The sequence below is a fragment of the Bacteroidales bacterium genome (assembly GCA_031275285.1).
Taxonomy (GTDB): domain Bacteria; phylum Bacteroidota; class Bacteroidia; order Bacteroidales; family UBA4181; genus JAIRLS01.
The window spans coordinates 1-18604 of record JAISOY010000032.1; the positions used below are offsets into that span (position 1 = coordinate 1).

General features: G+C 40.5%; 9 protein-coding genes and 1 pseudogene. 5 read left to right on the forward strand and 5 right to left on the reverse strand.

Going from position 1 to position 18604, the window contains the following annotated elements; all coding sequences use genetic code 11:
* The first annotated feature begins 612 nt into the window (after nucleotides 1-612).
* The 3 genes from LBQ60_02840 to LBQ60_02850 all read left to right on the forward strand — a co-directional run bounded on the left by LBQ60_02840 (nucleotide 613) and on the right by LBQ60_02850 (nucleotide 8577).
* The gene (locus LBQ60_02840) at nucleotides 613-3645 is read left to right on the forward strand and encodes a DUF2723 domain-containing protein (protein ID MDR2036840.1); all 3033 of its coding nucleotides are present in this window, start codon (nucleotides 613-615) and stop codon (nucleotides 3643-3645) included.
* 192 nt (nucleotides 3646-3837) lie between these two features.
* A complete protein-coding gene (locus LBQ60_02845; protein ID MDR2036841.1) occupies nucleotides 3838-5814 on the forward strand; it encodes a HAMP domain-containing histidine kinase in 1977 nt (658 codons plus the stop codon).
* Nucleotides 5815-5829: 15 nt separating this feature from the next.
* The gene (locus tag LBQ60_02850) at nucleotides 5830-8577 is read left to right on the forward strand and encodes a TonB-dependent receptor (protein MDR2036842.1); all 2748 of its coding nucleotides are present in this window, start codon (nucleotides 5830-5832) and stop codon (nucleotides 8575-8577) included.
* Between the two features lie 38 nt (nucleotides 8578-8615).
* Here the strand turns inward: LBQ60_02850 and LBQ60_02855 are convergent, their stop codons facing one another.
* The 3 genes and pseudogenes from LBQ60_02855 to LBQ60_02865 all read right to left on the reverse strand — a co-directional run bounded on the left by LBQ60_02855 (nucleotide 8616) and on the right by LBQ60_02865 (nucleotide 13744).
* Nucleotides 8616-9914, reverse strand: a complete 1299-nt coding sequence (locus tag LBQ60_02855; GenBank protein ID MDR2036843.1) for a serine hydrolase — start codon at nucleotides 9912-9914, stop codon at nucleotides 8616-8618.
* A gap of 41 nt (nucleotides 9915-9955) precedes the next feature.
* Complete coding sequence (locus tag LBQ60_02860; protein MDR2036844.1) at nucleotides 9956-11812, reverse strand: PQQ-binding-like beta-propeller repeat protein; 1857 nt, start codon at nucleotides 11810-11812, stop codon at nucleotides 9956-9958.
* Nucleotides 11813-11947: 135 nt separating this feature from the next.
* Nucleotides 11948-13744 (reverse strand): annotated as a pseudogene (locus LBQ60_02865) (YgiQ family radical SAM protein).
* 86 nt (nucleotides 13745-13830) lie between these two features.
* Between LBQ60_02865 and LBQ60_02870 the strand changes: the two are divergent.
* Nucleotides 13831-15093 carry a hypothetical protein gene (locus LBQ60_02870; GenBank protein ID MDR2036845.1) on the forward strand — a complete coding sequence of 421 codons (1263 nt, stop codon included), beginning with the start codon at nucleotides 13831-13833 and terminating at the stop codon, nucleotides 15091-15093.
* A gap of 183 nt (nucleotides 15094-15276) precedes the next feature.
* Nucleotides 15277-16800, forward strand: coding sequence for a hypothetical protein (locus tag LBQ60_02875; GenBank protein MDR2036846.1), 1524 nt, complete (start codon nucleotides 15277-15279; stop codon nucleotides 16798-16800).
* A 65-nt stretch (nucleotides 16801-16865) separates the two neighbouring features.
* Here LBQ60_02875 and LBQ60_02880 read toward each other — a convergent pair whose 3' ends face one another.
* The gene (locus LBQ60_02880) at nucleotides 16866-17597 is read right to left on the reverse strand and encodes a TIGR02757 family protein (GenBank protein ID MDR2036847.1); all 732 of its coding nucleotides are present in this window, start codon (nucleotides 17595-17597) and stop codon (nucleotides 16866-16868) included.
* A 64-nt stretch (nucleotides 17598-17661) separates the two neighbouring features.
* The gene (locus LBQ60_02885; GenBank protein MDR2036848.1) at nucleotides 17662-18576 is read right to left on the reverse strand and encodes an MBL fold metallo-hydrolase; all 915 of its coding nucleotides are present in this window, start codon (nucleotides 18574-18576) and stop codon (nucleotides 17662-17664) included.
* Nucleotides 18577-18604 lie beyond the last annotated feature (28 nt).

Consider the following 18604-nt stretch of genomic DNA (forward strand, 5'->3'; position numbering starts at 1 on the left):
AAGGTACTGCTTTTTTTTTATCCGCAAACTTTTTTTGAAACTTTTTTTATCTTTTTTCGTAAATCGCTCGCTTTTCTTTATTTAGACTTAAATACCCCGCTCAAAGAACTTGCTTCTCCCAAAAGAGGCCGCAAAGGTAAGTGCTTTTTGTTATCATACAAACTTTTTTTACTTTTTTATTTGTCTTTTTTTGTATCCACTTCACTACCAACCGGAACCCACATCTATAACCAACGTTAACAACGGCCCTAATCCGGTAATTACTCAAAAATGCACAAATAAAAACCTGCAAATAACAAAATCACCATCCCCTCAAACTACTCGCATCCTCTAAAAAAAGAGTCCGCAAAGATAAATACAACTTTTTTATATTTCAAAATCTATTTATCAACTTTTTTTGAAGTATTGAAACAAGCATTTAACATTCAGTGAAATAATTTCATTTTCCCAGTGGAATTAAGTCATGCTATTAGTTGTTTATAGGATTCTTTTCTTATCTAACCTACGATAGTTATTGAATAAAAGTAATGAGAAGTCAAATTCGGTACTTTTAAAGTTTTTTATGCTTTCACTGAACTAATTTCGGTTACTTTTGCCTCAAAATATAATCTTATGCACAGGTATCGTATTCTGAACAATGTTGTTGGATGGTGTTGCTTTGCTATTGCAGCCTGTACTTATATTCTAACTGCTGAACCAACCGTAAGCTTCTGGGATTGTGGCGAATTTATCGCTGCCGCAGATAAACTTCAGATCGGGCACCCGCCCGGAGCGCCCATGTTTTTATTATTGGCACGGGTGTTCGCTATCTTTGCTCCCGGACCGGACAAAGTAGCATTTATGGTAAATGTCTTTTCTGCTTTGGCAAGTGCATTTACCATTTTGTTTTTATTCTGGAGCATTACACATATTGCACGTAGGGTATTGATAAAAAAACAGGAATACACCCCTGTAAACACATTTGCTGTATTAGCCAGTGGAGCCATTGGTGCCCTGGCATATACATTTTCTGATACATTTTGGTTCTCAGCAGTAGAAGGTGAGGTATATGCCGCTTCGTCTTTCTTTACCGCTATCGTTTTCTGGGCTATTCTCAAATGGGAAGAAACAGCCGATACTCCCTATGCCAATCGTTGGCTGATACTCATCGCTTACTTAATGGGACTTTCAATAGGGGTACACTTATTGAATCTGTTAGCGATCCCGGCAATTGTCCTGGTATATTATTTCCGTAAATACCAACCGACAAAAAAAGGGGTGATCCTGACCTTATTGACATCAGCATTAATACTTGTGGGAATTCTTTACGGTATCATTCCCTGGATCGTCCAACTTGCCGGATATGTAGAACTGGCATTTGTGAACGGATTAGGACTTCCGTATAATACCGGCGTATTATTTTATATAATCCTGCTGGTGGCGGCCATGATCTATGGCCTGCATTACACATACCGGAAAAAGAAATATATGGTCAATACTATCCTGCTAACAGCGGTAGTCATTATTATAGGGTATTCTTCTTATAGCATGATCGTGATCCGCTCATTGGCCAATCCACCGATGGATGAAAACAGCCCGGATAATGTCTTTGCTTTGATGTCATATCTCAACCGGGAGCAATACGGTGACCGCCCGTTATTTTACGGCCAGTATTATAATGCCCCGGAAACGGAACGGGTAGAAGGGAAACCGGTCTACACCCAGATCAATGGACGTTATGAAATAACCACCCGTACGATTAAGCCTGTATATGATAGCCGGTTCAACACTATATTCCCAAGGATGTACAATTCGGCCGCATCATCTGTGGAGATGTACAAAAGCTGGGGAAATGTAAAGGGACGACCGGTAAGGGTGAAAGATAGTAATGGAAAAGAAACAATTTTACATAAACCTACTTTTGCCGAAAACCTCAGGTTCTTTTTTACTTATCAGCTGGGACATATGTATGGTCGCTATTTTATGTGGAATTTTGCAGGACGCCAAAACGATATACAGGCTGACGGGAGTATTCTCAACGGAAACTGGTTGAGTGGGATACCGGTATTTGACACTCCCCGGCTGGGGGCTCAGGATGAATTGCCCGGACCTATGAAAAACGATGCCGGCCGTAATACCTACTATATGCTTCCGTTGATACTTGGTCTGATCGGTTTGTTATGGCACCTGCAGAAAGATATCAAATATTTCTGGGTGGTAATGGCCCTGTTTTTTATGACCGGAATCGCTATTGTGATTTATCTGAATCAGACTCCTCTGCAGCCGAGGGAGCGTGATTATGCCTATGCCGGTTCGTTTTATGCTTTTGCGATATGGATCGGATTGGGAACAGCTGCCATCTATGACCTGCTAAAGAAAAAGATCCCTGCAAAAGTTTCCTTGACGGCTGCATGTTTATTATCTATTTCCGTACCTGTTATCATGGCGCAGCAAAACTGGCACGACCATGACCGTTCCGGACGCTACACTGCAAGGGATATTGCTTATAATTACCTGAATTCGTGTGCTCCCAATGCTATCCTGTTCACCGTCGGTGATAATGATACCTTCCCTTTATGGTACCTTCAGGATGTAGAAGGTGTACGCACCGATGTACGGGTGGTCAACCTGATGCTGTTACGTGCTGACTGGTACATCAGCCAGATGAAACTGGCTACATATGGATCGGCTCCCCTTCCTATCGATCTTCCCGAATCGAAATATCTTACAGGTCAACGGGATGCCGTATATCTGATCGACCAGGTAAAAGACACGATGGATCTTCGCCAGGCACTGGATTTTATCAATAGCGACGACCCCCGCAGCCGTATTGAGCCTGAACCCGGAGTACAACTGGACTATATCATGACCAAAAACTTTTCCATACCCGTAGATAAGCAAAAGGTACTGGACAATGGTATTGTGAAACCGGAAAATGCAGACGAAATCTTAGATACATTAGCTTTCCGCATTAATTCATTCGCCATAACCAAAGAACACTGGATGGTACTGGAAATTATTGCATCCAATAATTGGGAACGACCGGTGTACTGGACATCAGCCAACCATGACGGGACGGTGGGACTGGATGATTACCTGCAATTGGACGGAACAGCTTACCGCTTAGTTCCTATAAAAACGGAAAGTGAAGATGTGCTTAATACAGGCAGGGTCGATTCGGACTTATTGTACGACCGGCTAATGAACACTTTTCGCTGGGGTCGTTTTAATGAACCCGATGTATGGATAGATTACCAGAATATCAGAACCATGAACGTAATACGAGCCCGTCATTTATATAACCGCCTTGCTACGCAGTTGATACAGGAAGGAAAGAGGGAACGTGCAGTTAAGGTAATTGATCGTGCGCTGGAGCTATTTCCTCCATCCAAATTGCCTTATGATTACTTTTCATTGATACAGGCTGAAATATTATTTCAGGCGAGTGAAACAGAGAAAGCCTCCGGTCTTCTTATGGATTATGCCGATGATTGCCTGGATGAACTGAATTATTATTATTCTCTATCCAAAAAATATTTTGATTCCGTTAAACGAAAGTCGGAAAGGACAGAACTTTTATTAAATGAAATTGCGAGGCTGGCAAAAGCCTATGAACAAGAGGAAATTAACGATTATATTTCATCACGACTGGAACGACAACAGTGAATGTACGTATTTAACCTATAACTGATTCTGCGATAAACCAGACACCTTTATAGTGTTTTTACCATTATTTTACTGATCGTTTCCGGGAAAAATGATTTATATTTGTCATAAGAGAAATGAAATATAAAGGTGGTAACTCACACGGTTAAATCTATCGCTTTATGTGTTGTTTTTCTTAATCTTTTGGTAAAATTGAAATACCAACTTATACATATAAAAAAAATATGTAGGACCGGTTTCTTTATAAGCCTGGTTCAGGTATTGTATTTTTATAATGTTTGTTCTGTATATGCCTTTCAGTCCAACAACGACCACCCTATCCTAATCATAAGCTCCTACAATCCTGACTCTTACAGCACATCGACAAATATTTCAGAATTTATCGAGGAATACAACCGGCTGGGTGGTACTTCTACTGTACATATTGAAAACATGAATTGTAGAAGTTTCTCCGAATCTCTTTACTGGAAAGAGAGGATGAAGAATATCCTAAGCAAATACCAGGGATACAATAAACCTAAAAGCATTATATTATTAGGTCAGGAGGCCTGGGCATCATATTTGTCGCAGGATGACTCTACAGTCGCTAATATTCCTGTATTTTCGGCCATGGCAAGCAGAAATGCTATTATTCTGCCCGACAGGAATGTTGCATCTTTGAAAAATTGGATGCCGGAATCTGTGGATTTAATCTCTGATTCATTGTCTAAACATGTACAGGGCGGCTTCATATATGAATATGATGTCGAGAGCAACATCCGTCTCATCAAAAAATTGTACCCGGATACCCGGAATATCGCATTTGTCTCCGATAATACATATGGAGGAGTATCTATCCAGGCTTTCGTAAGAAAAGAGATGAAAAAATTTCCGGAATTGAACCTGATACTTCTTGATGGCCGGAGTCACAGCATCTATACGATTGTTGAAGAGTTACGTTCATTGCCGCCCAATACGGTATTATTGTTAGGTACCTGGCGAGTGGATGAAAATGACGGATATTTTATGAGAAATGCTACGTATACCATGATGGAAGCCATTCCATCCTTACCTGTTTTTTCATTAACATCCCTCGGACTGGGCTATTGGGCAATAGGCGGCTATATGCCAGACTACCGGAATTTTGGCAAAGATGTAGCACGGCAAATCATTCATGTCTTATCGGATAAAGAAACTAAAAACCAGATAACTATTGTTCCTAATTATCTGAAATTAGACAACATAAAGATAGACGAACTGGATATTGATCGATCATTCCTACCTTCGGATATAAAATTGATCAATGTAAATCCGACGTTTTACCAACAATACAAGTTACAGATATGGACAGGCGTACTTATTATTACCATTTTATCAGTTGCTTTATTACTTGCCCTCTTTTTCTACGCCAGAACAAAAAGGTTGAAAGATAATTTAGAAGTTTCCGAAGTAGAATTACGCATAGCCAAAGATAGAGCTGAAGAATCAAATCGTTTAAAAAGTGCATTCCTGGCAAATATGAGTCATGAAATAAGAACCCCTTTAAATGCGATAGTAGGCTTTTCGAATATACTGATCATGAAGGATCCTTCATCAAAAGAGAGAAAAACTTATTGTGAAATAATCCAGAATAGCTCCAAATTATTATTGAGATTGATCAATGATATTTTAGATATTTCAAAATTAGAAACGGAAAAGGTCAGTTTCTGCTATAAAAAGTGTGACATCATTCCTTTATTGTACCAGGTATTAGCCACGATCGAACATGCCCCTCAAAATAATAACGAATATATTTTCCATCCCCGTTATAATGAATTTGAGTTACGCACAGATGATCAACGTTTGCAACAAATATTGATCAATCTTTTATCAAATGCTTCAAAATTTACAAAAAACGGAAAAATAACATTGGACTTTGAAATTGATGCAGCCAATCACCGGATACTATTCTCCGTAGCTGATACGGGACCTGGGATCCCTGAAGATAAAAGGGAAACAATATTCGACAGGTTTGAAAAACTGGATAATTATGTCCAAGGTACTGGTTTAGGCCTCGCTATATGTAAGTTGATCACATCTAAATGGGGAGGCGATATCTGGGTAGATCCCCATTATAAAGATGGAACACGCTTTGTTTTTTCACATCCGTTGGATATTGAGAAAGAGATAATGAATCATTCCTTAAATTAAAAAATAACTACATAAATGAATAAATATATTGTTTGTTGCTTATTAATTTCTACTCTATCAATAACATTGAATAGCAACATTCTGGGACAGGTGATCGTAAAGGGTCAGGTAGTAGATGCAGATAACGGGGAGCCGTTAGTGGGGGCCACAATCCTGACTATTGGTGCTGATCAAGGAAATATTACAGATTCTGAAGGTAAATTTTCATTACTGGTCGCTCCAAATTCAAGTATTTCAATTAAATATCTGGGATATAAAGATTTGAAGAAGACAGTTCCCGCCACTGATCTGCTGGATCTGGGTGTTGTTATGATGGAAACGGATGAATACTCACTGGATGATGTGACTATTACATCCTCAATTGCTATTTCAAGAAAAACTCCTGTCGCATTATCCTCGATCAACAATTCATATATAGAGGAAAAGATAGGAATGCAGGATTTTCCCGAGATATTAAAGGCTACTCCGGGAGTATATGCAACACGGAAAGGAGGCGGCTTTGGCGATTCAGAGTTAAGATTAAGGGGATTTAAATCAGAAAATATTGCTGTAATGGTAAACGGTGTCCCCGTGAATGATATGGAATGGGGAGGAATCTACTGGAGCAATTGGGCCGGATTAATAGATGTCAGCCGTTCCGTACAGGTACAACGAGGTTTGGGTGCATCAAAAGTTTCTGCTCCATCGGTAGGAGGCTCTGTCAACATTATTACGAACACGATCGATGCAAAAAAAGGAGGATTTATATCATATGGGATGGGTAATCACGGATATAATAAGGTCGTATTCAAAGTATCCACCGGATTGATGAAAAATGGCTGGGCCTTAACATTACTTGGCGGTAGAACCTGGGGAGAAGGATATGTACAGGGGACAGAATTCAACAGTTATAATTATTTTATCAATGTTGCCAAACGAATCAATGATAGCCACCAACTTTCCTTAACGGCATTTGGGGCACCTCAATGGCACAATCAACGTAATAAGAACGATGGGCTTACGATGGATGGGTGGCAACAGGTAAAAAAATTCATGGGAGATGATCGGCCTTATACCTATAATCCGACATATGGATATGGTATTAACGGTGAGCGAAAAACATCTTCGAAAAATGAATACCATAAACCCCAGATATCTTTGAATCATTTGTGGCAAATCAATGAAAAATCAAACCTCAGCACGGCACTATATGTATCTATAGGCCGGGGATATGGTTATAGCGGACAAGGCTTTAGCTCTGCATACAGGAATAAGTGGTATGGAGCATCTTACGGTACTTTAAATACAGAATTGCGTCATCCGGATGGTACTTTTGCCTATGATGAAATATATGAAATAAATGCGGCAAGTACCGACGGAGCGCTTATGGCAATGTCGAAATCTGTAAACAGCCATAATTGGTATGGACTGTTGTCTACTTATTCAACAAAAATCGGAAAAAACTTCGATTTCTACGGAGGAATCGACTTTCGGTATTATAAGGGTATCCATACCAATGAACTGATCGATCTCTATGGGGCTGATTATTTTCTTGACTCCTCTTCAAGAGGAAGCGTATTACCTGAAAACAACAGTGCTGCAACAGAAGGAGATGCTTTCGTCAATAAAGAAATGCGGGTAGGTGATATTGTTTACAGGGATTATGATGGATACATCGCTCAGGAGGGAGTGTTTGCGCAAGCGGAATATAAGCTTGAAAAACTGAATGCATTTATTTCAGGCTCTTTATCAAATTTTTCATATTGGCGATACGACCGGTTTTACTATGATAAAGATCACGCCCGTTCAAAAACGGAAAACTTTTTAGGCTATAATATAAAAGGCGGAGCCAACTACAATTTGACGGATAACCACAATATATTTGCCAACGTTGGCTATATAAGCCGCGCGCCTTTCTATTCCGGAGGCGTTTTCTTGTCTGGACAGGTAAGTAACATAACCAATCCGGAAGCCATCAATGAAAAAATATTTTCCATAGAGTTGGGTTACGGACTGCATAACAAATTCATAGATATAAAACTAAATGCCTATCATACCAAATGGATGGATAAAACCATGACAAAAGGTATTGAAGTAAAAAGCAACAATGTATATATCGATCAGATCAGCCTGAATATGGCAGGAGTGGATGCCGTTCACCAGGGAATTGAACTCGACTTCATAGCAAAACCATTTAACTGGTTGGATATTACGGGCATGGTATCTTTGGGGGATTGGAATTGGAAGGGTAATTCTACCGGCTACTTCTATGATTCGGGAGGACAACCTGTAAAATCATACGGCAGAAATCCTGAAACAGGGAATACGGAAATAGTTCATGCGTCCGGGATACAAGCAGATGACCATGCTTATATGACAGTAGATTTAGATGGGGTTAATGTTGGTGGTTCCGCACAAACCACAGCTTCTTTAGGTATCAAGATAAAACCTATTGAAGGACTTTACTTCGGAGCGGATTATTTGTTGTATGCCCGCAATTATTCCGACTGGAATTTCAGTTCATATGATCTGGTATTGAATGGAACAAAAGAATACGAAACTCCATGGAGAATTCCTTCAGCAGGAGTAGTAGATCTTCATGCGGGTTACAGTTTTAAGATAGGCGGACTGGATGCATCGGTATCCGGTAATATTTTTAATTTGCTTGACAAAGAATACATAGTGGATGCAAATGACGGAACCGACCATGATAAAGCAACTGCATATGGTATATTTTACGGATTCGGACGTACCGGTTCAGTAAAATTAAAAATAACGTTCTAAGCCTATCCCGTAAGAGACCTGGAATGAAAGGATTAGCTTTATTCCGATAACTCGATAATAGATCCGGCCACGATGTTTGATATCAGGTTACGTAAACGGATAGATGTCCCGGTTTTAAGATGAACACAATTGGTCAGCAGGATCACAGCTGTTTTTGTTTCAGGATCTAAAACAATTGAGGTTCCTGTAAAGCCAGTGTGTCCGTAAGAATATGGACCGAAAAGATCACCTTGATTGGATCCCCAGGTATCCCATCCCAATGTACGCCCGAAATCTTCATATCCTGAGGGGACCTTTGACATTGTCCGTACTGTAAGTGGCCCCAGAATACGAACCCCATTCAGTTCCCCGCCATTTAATAACATGGCAGCCAAAACAGAAAGATCTTCAGCATTTGAAAAAACTCCGGCATTTCCCGATACCCCTCCGTTCATCACCCTTGCTAAAGGATCATGAACCGTACCTGTAGGCACTCTATCCGGCTCTGTAGGCACAGCCTGATATAATGTTTCTCCTACGGGATTATAATCTGTATGCTTTAAATGAAGCGGTTTAAAAATATTCTCCCGCGCAAATATTTGCAGGCTTTGTCCAGATATCAACTCAATAATCCGTTGTAAGGTAATAAAATTAAGGCAACTATACCGGCACTGTTTCCTAGGCTCGGATAAGCGGGAAACATTGGAAATGTATTCGATCATACCATCCGGATTAGGGGTGGAATATACTTTTTGTAATTCTTCCAGAGATGCATAAGCGGGCAGTCCTGAAGTATGTGTCAATAAATTTATGATCTTGATTTCAGTCCTTCTTTGGGTCAAAGTATCCACCCAAGGTTTGAATTCCGGTATATACAAGGATACATTATCGTATAAGCGCAGTTTTCCCTGTTCGATCAAGATCATACACGATAAAGTAGTAGAAATAACTTTACTGACAGAAGCAAGATCAAAGACCGCATTCTCATTCATAGGTATTTTTTCAGGGTGTACCTGTTGCATCCCATAAGCTCTTAAATAAGCCAATTTATCGAAACGAACCACAGCTAATACTGCCCCGGGAATTTCCTCATTATCAATAGCCTTTTGAATAGCAGTATCTGCATAAGCCATACGTTGCGCATCCATTCCCACCGCGGCCGGTGTAACCCTTGGTATCGACTGTGCATGCAATGATATAGCAACGCACATCAACAAAAATGTAAATAAAATCCTATATTTCATATGCATAAGTCGGAAAGTAAGAATGTTCATAAAGTCGAAAAGTAGAGGCAGGCAACTTTTTTCAGGATACTTTTCATTTCTTTTTATTTCTTCTTCTTTCAATTTATTTTTCATCCGTTTATAATTTTACACTTGAAACACTATTCTTTGATGCCTTACTGTTTTTCTGTAACCAGCAAAGCGACCGATCCATCGGAACAACTATAAATGCAACGTTTGCCTGATAGAGGAAAAACCGTATTCACCAATGAATTAGCTACCTTTCTCCTCCAGATTAAATGGCCGGTATAAGAATCAACCGCAAATAATTCCCCTGTCATGGTACTTCCATATATCACACCGTCTTTCTCCTGAGGCATGGAAGGTGCGAATTCATACCCGTATCCGATATAGGTGGCCCAGAGCTTTTCAACCCGGTTATTCTGAGCTGAGAAACAGACCAGACTATCACGCATTGTTTTAGAAAAGACCCTCGACGAATCTTCGGACAATCCGATCGTTTCCCTCACTGTGGATTGTTTGGTACGCCATACGGTATGTCCGTTTTGAACATCAATAGCTGTCATAGCCCTATCGGGAGCCGTAATAAAAACTTTACCGTGAGCAGCTACCGACCATACTGCCGCCGGAGAAAAATGCATCCGTTGCCCGTTTTCATTCCATTTCCATAAAAGCTTTCCTTCGCCTGCAGATAAGGCATATAAATAATTATCCCAGGCACCAAAAACAACATTTCCCTTATACAATAACGGCCGTGATTCAATATATCCATGGATATCGGTATATTCCCAAATGATCTTACCTGAATACAGATCAATAGCCCTGAAACAGTGATCGCTTGCCCCGATATACACCACTCCATCAGCAATCAACGGAACACCCATCACCGCTTCTTTTGCTTCGATTTTCCATATGAGCCGGCCATTTGTATCCAGACAATAAATATTTTTATCTGCCGAACCAAACACTACCCGTCCTTCAGACACGGCAGCAGTTGCAACAATCCTGTTTCCGGTTTGATAACGCCATATTACCTTCCCGTTTTTCATATTCAAACAATTCAGGTAACCTTTGTCGTCGCCGATGTATACAGCATTATTGGCAACAACAGGAGAAGCATAAATAGCCGCTCCTAATTGTGTACGCCAGGCTTCCGAAACAAGAGAATACGAGTGATTCAGGGAATAATCAGGCCGTTCATAAGACCTGTTCTTTTCAACATATTCCGTATGCAGGGAATAGCCACCCCGATAAGTCGGCCCGACATTATCCGTCATCTGGTTGTAAGCAATAATCGAATCACTGGAAACAGTAAAAACAGTATATCCTCCGACTGGTCCGTTTGCCCGTAATGTAGACCGGTTGATAAAAGCCGGGATACCATCATAATAGGTCAGACTGTTACTATGGTAATGACCGCCTAATATGGCTTTTATATTATATTGCTGCAGTAAATCCGTTACTTCATACCAATTATCTACATCTCCTTTTTGTAATGGATAATGGGTAGTAATAATTACCGGTTTTTTCTTTCCCCACTTTTTCAGATCCCGGGATAAGGCATTGATATCCTGCGGCGCGACATGACCTTCAGCCATCCGAACTACAGGGCCGGTATTGAAACCTAAAAATAAAAAACCATGGTATTCGAACCGAAAATAATCCGAACCGAAAATATTAGCAAAATCCGTAAATGCGGATTCCGTCCATTTGGTATCATGATTCCCTGAAGTAATATGATAAGGAATCTGCAATCGATCTAGAATCGCCTTCGCCTGTAATAAGGATTGGCGATCTCCGTTTTCGGTAATATCTCCGGAAACAATTACAAAACTCAACTCCGGAGTACGATTGATCTGTTCTACGGCCTTATTCAAATCTTCCCCCGCAACAGGAGCCTTCTGTGAAATATGAAGATCACTCAATAATGCAAAACGAAAATCCTGAGCGTTTGAGAGATGTATTGATCCTGATAATAAAAAAAAACCGATAAATAAATACAGTCGATACATTAAGCACCCGGTGCTATCTATTATTTTCTTAAGTCGCATTGGTCAAGTTGATTACATTTATTTATATGTATTACTTAAAATAGTCAAAATGAAGTTTTGTTGTAACCTCAAAAATATCAAATAATTTTGGGTATCCTATGATCTGTACTTGTGTTTTTTCTTATTTGCCGGAGCATTTACATATTTTTTATTAAAAAAATATTGTTTCTGCTCCTGCTTTTCTTCCCCATATCTGGCCACATACATTTTTTCACCATTATAAGGATCGAAACCACAGTAAAACATCACAGAAGATAATGTCATAGGAGTCGGAGTAAAATCCTGGACCTGTTCCAGGTGATTCATTCCCATTTTACGCATGATTCCTGATAGTTCCTGCATGTCCTTTTTTTCACATGCCGGATGGCTGGATATAAAATAAGGGATCAATTGTTGTCTTAAGTTTTGCCTCTCATTGATCTTATCAAACTTCTCCTTAAGTTTTATAAACAGGTCGAAAGAAGGTTTACGCATTGCTTTCAGTACTTTTGGAGAGGTATGTTCCGGAGCTACTTTCAAACGTCCCGAAACATGGTGTTGTAATAAATTGTCAAAATAATCAGATGCTACCCTCCCTTTAAATCCGTTAGCATCCATTAATAAATCATAACGTATCCCGCTACCGATAAATATTTTCCTGATACCATCCATTTTCCTTATCTTCCTGTATAATGCCAGCAAATGACCATGATCTGCATCCAGGTTTTTACAGGCCCTGGGATAAATACAGGAATAACGGCTGCATCGTTCACAAATGGCCTTATCCTTTCCTTGCATACCGAACATATTGGCCGAAGGTCCACCGAGATCCGACAGGTTACCCTTAAATCCGGGCATCCGGATGATTTGCTTTATCTCATCAATGATGGATCTTTCCGATCGGCAGGCCACAAATTTACCCTGATGGGCAGAGATAGTACAGAAACTACATCCTCCAAAGCACCCCCGGTGAATATTCACTGAAAATTTGATCATCTCAAAGGCAGGAATATGTTTTTCCTTATACCTTGGGTGAGGTAAACGTGTGTAAGGAAGATCAAATGCCAGATCAACATCTTTTTCATCCAACAGGTATTCAGGAGGATTAACCACCACATATCTATCCACGGAAGGCTCTATTAAACGAACCGAATGTAATCTATTGGACTCTGTCTCTATCCGGCAAAAATTTTCCGCAAATTTCCGCTTGTCTTTCAGACAATCCTCATACGAATGTAATATGATGTGCTTTTGTTGGCTGTCTTTAAAAAAGGTGTCCCGGGTAAGATAAGCCGTTTGGGGTATCTCCTTCAACCCGGAGATCTTTTTTCCCGACTGCATCTCCCTGGCAACAGAACAAATAGGATGTTCTCCCATTCAGTATATCAGTAAATCGGCACCACTATCGACTAAAATGCTCGGTTTAAGGGTATCCTGCCAGTAATCATAATGGGTCAGCCGGCGCAAAGAGGCTTCTATGCCTCCTATTACCACAGGCACATCCGGATATAAATCCTTCAAAATACGAGAATATACCGATACGACATAATCGGGCCGGAATCCTGCCTGATTACCGGCAGTGTATGCATCATCACTGCGTAAACGTTTGTTGGCTGTATAATGATTCACCATGCTGTCCATACATCCTCCGGATATTCCGAAAAAAAGGCGGGGAATACCCAATTTTCTGAAATCACGAAGATCATCGCGCCAATTAGGCTGTGGAACAATGGCCACCCGTAATCCTTCGGCTTCCAGAATGCGCCCGATAACTGCAGCCCCAAAAGATGGATGATCGACATAGGCATCACCTGAAAAAAGGATCACATCCAATTCTTCCCATCCTCTTGCCTCCACCTCTTTTTTAGAAGTGGGCAACCAATCGGTTATTTTACGATGTATTACACGTGTCATTATAAAACAAAGATAGGTATAATGTCGAAATCAGGAAATCAATCCTTTTTATATATCTTCGCAACTTTAAATATTATTGGATAAACATGAATCTATTCAGACGCTGTTTTCACATTTCCCTGATCATTGCTTTTTTATTTCCTATCTCCGCTTTTTCCGGTAATGACACCATACGCCTGGGGCGTTCCTTCGGCCTGCAGATATCCGGCTTTGCCCGGGTAGATTATATCTACGACACACGGCAGACAGCAGAAGCTGTAGAAGGCTTGTTCACTTTTTATCCTTCTCCGGAAATGTTAGATGCAAATGGAGATGATATCAACGCTTCACCAAAGGCTAATTTCTTATCCATCGCATCACGTCTATCTACCCGCTTTTTTGCTCCTGATGTGTTCGGGGCAAAATCTTCGGCATATATTGAATTCGATTTTACAGGAACATCCAACACGAATGGGGTACGTTTACGGCAGGCCTATGTGAACCTTGCCTGGAAGCAAAGCAGCCTGTTGCTCGGAAGGACATGGCATCCACTGGCACAAAGCTGTATTCCGAATGTGATCGGACTCAATACAGGCGCACCGTTCTGGGCATTCAACAGAAGTGACCAGGTACGTTTCAATTACCGTCCCAATAATTGGAACTTTTCTGTGATTGCCCTTTACCAGAGTGATTACGCATCCCTAGGACCATCTCCGTCAGGAGCGCTTAAAAGTTCCTCTTATATGCGGGATGCCGTGTGGCCAGAATTTGATGTGGATATTGCATATAAGACCAAAAGTCTTCATGCCGGAGTGGTGGGTAGTGTCAAAACAATCAAACCACGCCTGTTCACCGAGGGAACCAACGGAAGGTATAAAACCGATGAAAAGCTGACCACCTTTTCCGCACAGGCATATCTCCAGTATCAATTGTCAAAATGGATATTTAAGGCACAAGGTACATATGCCCAGAATATGACAGAGTCGCTGATGATAGGCGGTTATGCCGTAAGTAGTATTAACCCTGATACCGGACATGAAACATATACACCTACACAGTACATGAATTACTGGGTAAATATAGATTACGGGAAAAAATGGCAAACCGGGTTATTTATCGGATTCCTCAATAGTCTGGGGACATTGGGGAATGTTACCGGAGAATGGTATGCCAGAAGACCGGATATCAAATATATGTACCGTATTTCACCGCATCTGTTTTATAATGTCCAAAACTGGCAGTTTGCCGTCGAAATGGAATACACAGCGGCAGCATTCGGCGACATTCGGAATGCGGACAAAGCAAAGATCGTAAATACGAAAGAATACGCTAATTTAAGAAGCAATTTACTGGTTTGTTTTTATTTTTAAGCACTCAGTGCTATTTACTGTTTTCTTAAGTCACATTGATCAGATTGATTACATTTATTTAAATATGACATTAATTGTTTGGCATTACTTGATGATGTTTTTTAAGTCGATCAGTTTATTGATAATTCCCAATTGGCGTCGCCGAGCTAAAGGTTTTCAATTTTCCATTCTCAATTACCGGATATGCCCTCGTTTTCCCACAAAATAATATCCCTGATCCTGTTGTGTCTGCTTTATAGTTCCGGCTTACAGGCACAGTTCAACAGTCCGTTGGAAAGACATATCTCCCTCTCTGTTGAAGAAGATATGCAGGCATCGGGGAATATCTTTTTTTCTTCGTGGAAACCTTTTATACAAGAGCATATTCAACCGGCTACTTCCCGTTCATTGGTATGGAATGACACACAAAGCAGCAGACGGACATGGTGGGGAAGAAAGATATTCGAAGAAAGCCTGCTGGAACGGGGTGACTCAGGTTACTACCTGTTTTTCGACCCTGTCTTTGATTTTTCTTTGGGTAAGGAGTCCTCTACCGATCGCAAGCTATATGTCAACACCCGTGGAATAAGGGCAGGAGCCAGATTAGGAAAACGCTTCGCTTTTGAGACGGATGTGTATGAAAACCAGATAAAAGTACCCATACAGGTGGATGAATATACAGCCATGTGGCGAGTCATGCCGGGACAGGGGCAAGCCCGTCGCTATAAAAACACCGGATGGGATTTTTTCAATGCTTCAGGATATATTTCATGGAGTATACATAGATCACACAATGTACAATTCGGCCATGGAAAACATTTTGTGGGAGACGGTTACCGTTCCCTGTTGTTGTCCGATAATACCTTCAATTATCCATATATAAAATATACGGCAACATTCGGGCGATGGCAATATGTCCGGAATGTATCTTCTTTTATGAATATCGTCTCCCAGAGTGATGTATATGAATATCCCAAGAAAACAGCAGGATTCGATTACCTGACCGTACTCATCGGGAAAAAATTATATCTGTCTTTATTTGAAAGTAACATCTGGCATAATCCGGATAGCACAGGCCGTTTTAAACCTACTTTTCCCATGTTTAACCCTATTATCCTGACAAATACTTTATTCACCAAAAACAGTGAGAAGACACATTCACTGGTTGGGATCAATGTCAGGTATGACCTGTCGCAAAGCATCCAGCTATACGGACAACTGGCTTTTGATGATATGATGAATACCCTAAAAAAAAATGGGAAACAGATCGGTGCCAAATATTTTAATGCGTTTACCATCGACCGCTTATTCCTGCAAGCGGAATACAATGAAATAGAAAAGGATAGTTATTCATATACAAAAGACACTTATATATCTTATACACATTATAATCAGGCAATCGCCCATCCTTTAGGTAATAATTTAAGGGAAGTGCTGGCTTTTGCTTCTTATGCTTTCCGAAGATTCCGGTTCGACTACCGGTTTAATTTCGCAAAAGAAAAGGATGCCGGGGTTACAGCTCTACAGGAACTCCCTATATATAACCATGGAAAAAAAGTGGTATCAAATCACATTCAGGCAGCCTGGATCATCAATCCGAGAACAATGATGCAATTGGCAGTTGCCTATACCGACCGCAATGAAACTACGATTACTAATAGCAGGCACACAGGGGTTTTCCTGATTTCTTTCCGTACAGCCCTGCGTAATATATACTTTGATTTCTGACCAACATCTGTTCACTCGTAATATTACGTACAAAAATGTGATTCACAAGAAAAGCCCTTACCGGTTCAATCAAAATATTCCGGGTTATTTACAGCATATCCAAATAAAGAGAAGTCCCCCCGACTGGGGTCATCAGGAAAAATTCCCTTAAAGTACCTATCAATCTCCATTGACGTAACCTTATCCGCATTTTTTCGTTTTGTGATTCCTAAACGGATGCTCATTTTGTGAACATGCGTATCCAATGGAATCGATAATTTGGAAGGATCCACCGATTTCCATATTCCCAGATCGACACAGCTATCCTGTCGGCACATCCAGCGCAGGAACATGTTGATCCGTTTACAGGCCGAAGTGCTGTTTGGGGAAGGGAAATAATGGACATGGCCGAAAAGTTTCTGTAATGCCTCGACAGGCGGTACAAGTTTATTTGATATTACTATAGTTTCCAGATCATTGAATTGTGTGTAGCAATCACATAATATAGATAACAACTCATATATATCCGTATAAGCGATAAACCGGTAAAATTTTCTTTTGTCGGCCCTACGGAAATAAGAGAAATCTCCTTTGAGAATATATGTGTGAGGAGAATATCCCATGATTGCATGAAGTTCATCTACTTTTTTTATGATCTGTGCCCGTCTCCCGAATGCCAAATAAGCCGTTAAAAGTGCAGAGATTTCCACATCCTGTTTCCCGGTAAAACGATGTGGAAACTGTATCGGATCATTCTTGATAAACTCAGTATCTTCGTACTTATCCGCCCATTCGATCAATTGCTCTCTTATATTCATCACTGGCTGTAATATAACCAAAATTTCAATTTTTTATATCCGTAAAAATACTGTTACATCGATCCTATTCCAACTTAACCAAACCATCACGGCAACTGACATAGTGTTCGGCAATTCCGATTTCCTCCATCCAGCGTCGTGTTTCCATGGTTGTTAATCTACTTCCCTGACGGGGATCCCATACCCAACTAGGAGTGGGCCATAAACAGGCTTTAAATTTTATGCTTTTGTAAAACGACTCCCGGCATCCATGCTGCCCATGATGTGAGACCTGTAAATAATCGCAATCCAGATCATTGCGGTAAGCAGCCAATACTTTGTCACCGCATTCTTCTCCGGCATCGGCCAGAAATACAACTGACTTTTTCTTATCCCACACCCGAATCACCATGCTGGAATTATTATACGTATTTTCAGTTATTTCCTCATTGGTTACTCCTAATATTTTAAAACGCACGCCATCAATCTTTATTTCCGATCCCGGGGTTCTGAGGTCAACGACATGTGTGATCCCAGGATTCAGGTTATCCAGATAGCCGTAAAATTTCCGGGTCATATCATCGTTCCCGGCAATCATTTTTTCAGAGAAACGCGAGTGATAAATGGTTTTGATCTTTATACCCTGAGGATCACCGAGAATACTAGTAATGGCGCCTATATGGTCGGCATGAGGATGAGATATGAACCATGCTTCAACTTCGCCATTTCCTACCTGTTTGATGAATTCCCTGAGGTAACCGGCTTCACGTACCTCTCCCCCATCCATCACAATGATATGTCCTTTCCCGGTTTTCAAAACGTAAGAGTTTCCAATATTATCCACCTGCGACGGCAATTGCCATAAAGTAAAATGCCCTGTCTTTTTTATTTTTCCCGGTTTCTCAGAGTTCATCGAATAACCCGAACCTAAACCAATGATCAGAATAAAGATCGGGAACATCATCATTTTTACTTTTCCGATAATTTTTGACAACATCATGTATTTTTAGATTATTTACTGAAAGAAA

What these genes read in the sequence shown, in the direction of transcription:
- LBQ60_02840 (MDR2036840.1), top strand. Translation starts at nt 613, where the DNA reads ATGCACAGGTATCGTATTCTGAACAATGTTGTTGGATGGTGTTGCTTT.
- LBQ60_02850 (MDR2036842.1), top strand. Translation starts at nt 5,830, where the DNA reads ATGAATAAATATATTGTTTGTTGCTTATTAATTTCTACTCTATCAATA.
- LBQ60_02855 (MDR2036843.1), bottom strand. Translation starts at nt 9,914, where the DNA reads ATGAAAAATAAATTGAAAGAAGAAGAAATAAAAAGAAATGAAAAGTAT.
- LBQ60_02860 (MDR2036844.1), bottom strand. Translation starts at nt 11,812, where the DNA reads ATGTATCGACTGTATTTATTTATCGGTTTTTTTTTATTATCAGGATCA.
- LBQ60_02870 (MDR2036845.1), top strand. Translation starts at nt 13,831, where the DNA reads ATGAATCTATTCAGACGCTGTTTTCACATTTCCCTGATCATTGCTTTT.
- LBQ60_02875 (MDR2036846.1), top strand. Translation starts at nt 15,277, where the DNA reads ATGCCCTCGTTTTCCCACAAAATAATATCCCTGATCCTGTTGTGTCTG.
- LBQ60_02880 (MDR2036847.1), bottom strand. Translation starts at nt 17,597, where the DNA reads ATGAATATAAGAGAGCAATTGATCGAATGGGCGGATAAGTACGAAGAT.
- LBQ60_02885 (MDR2036848.1), bottom strand. Translation starts at nt 18,576, where the DNA reads ATGATGTTGTCAAAAATTATCGGAAAAGTAAAAATGATGATGTTCCCG.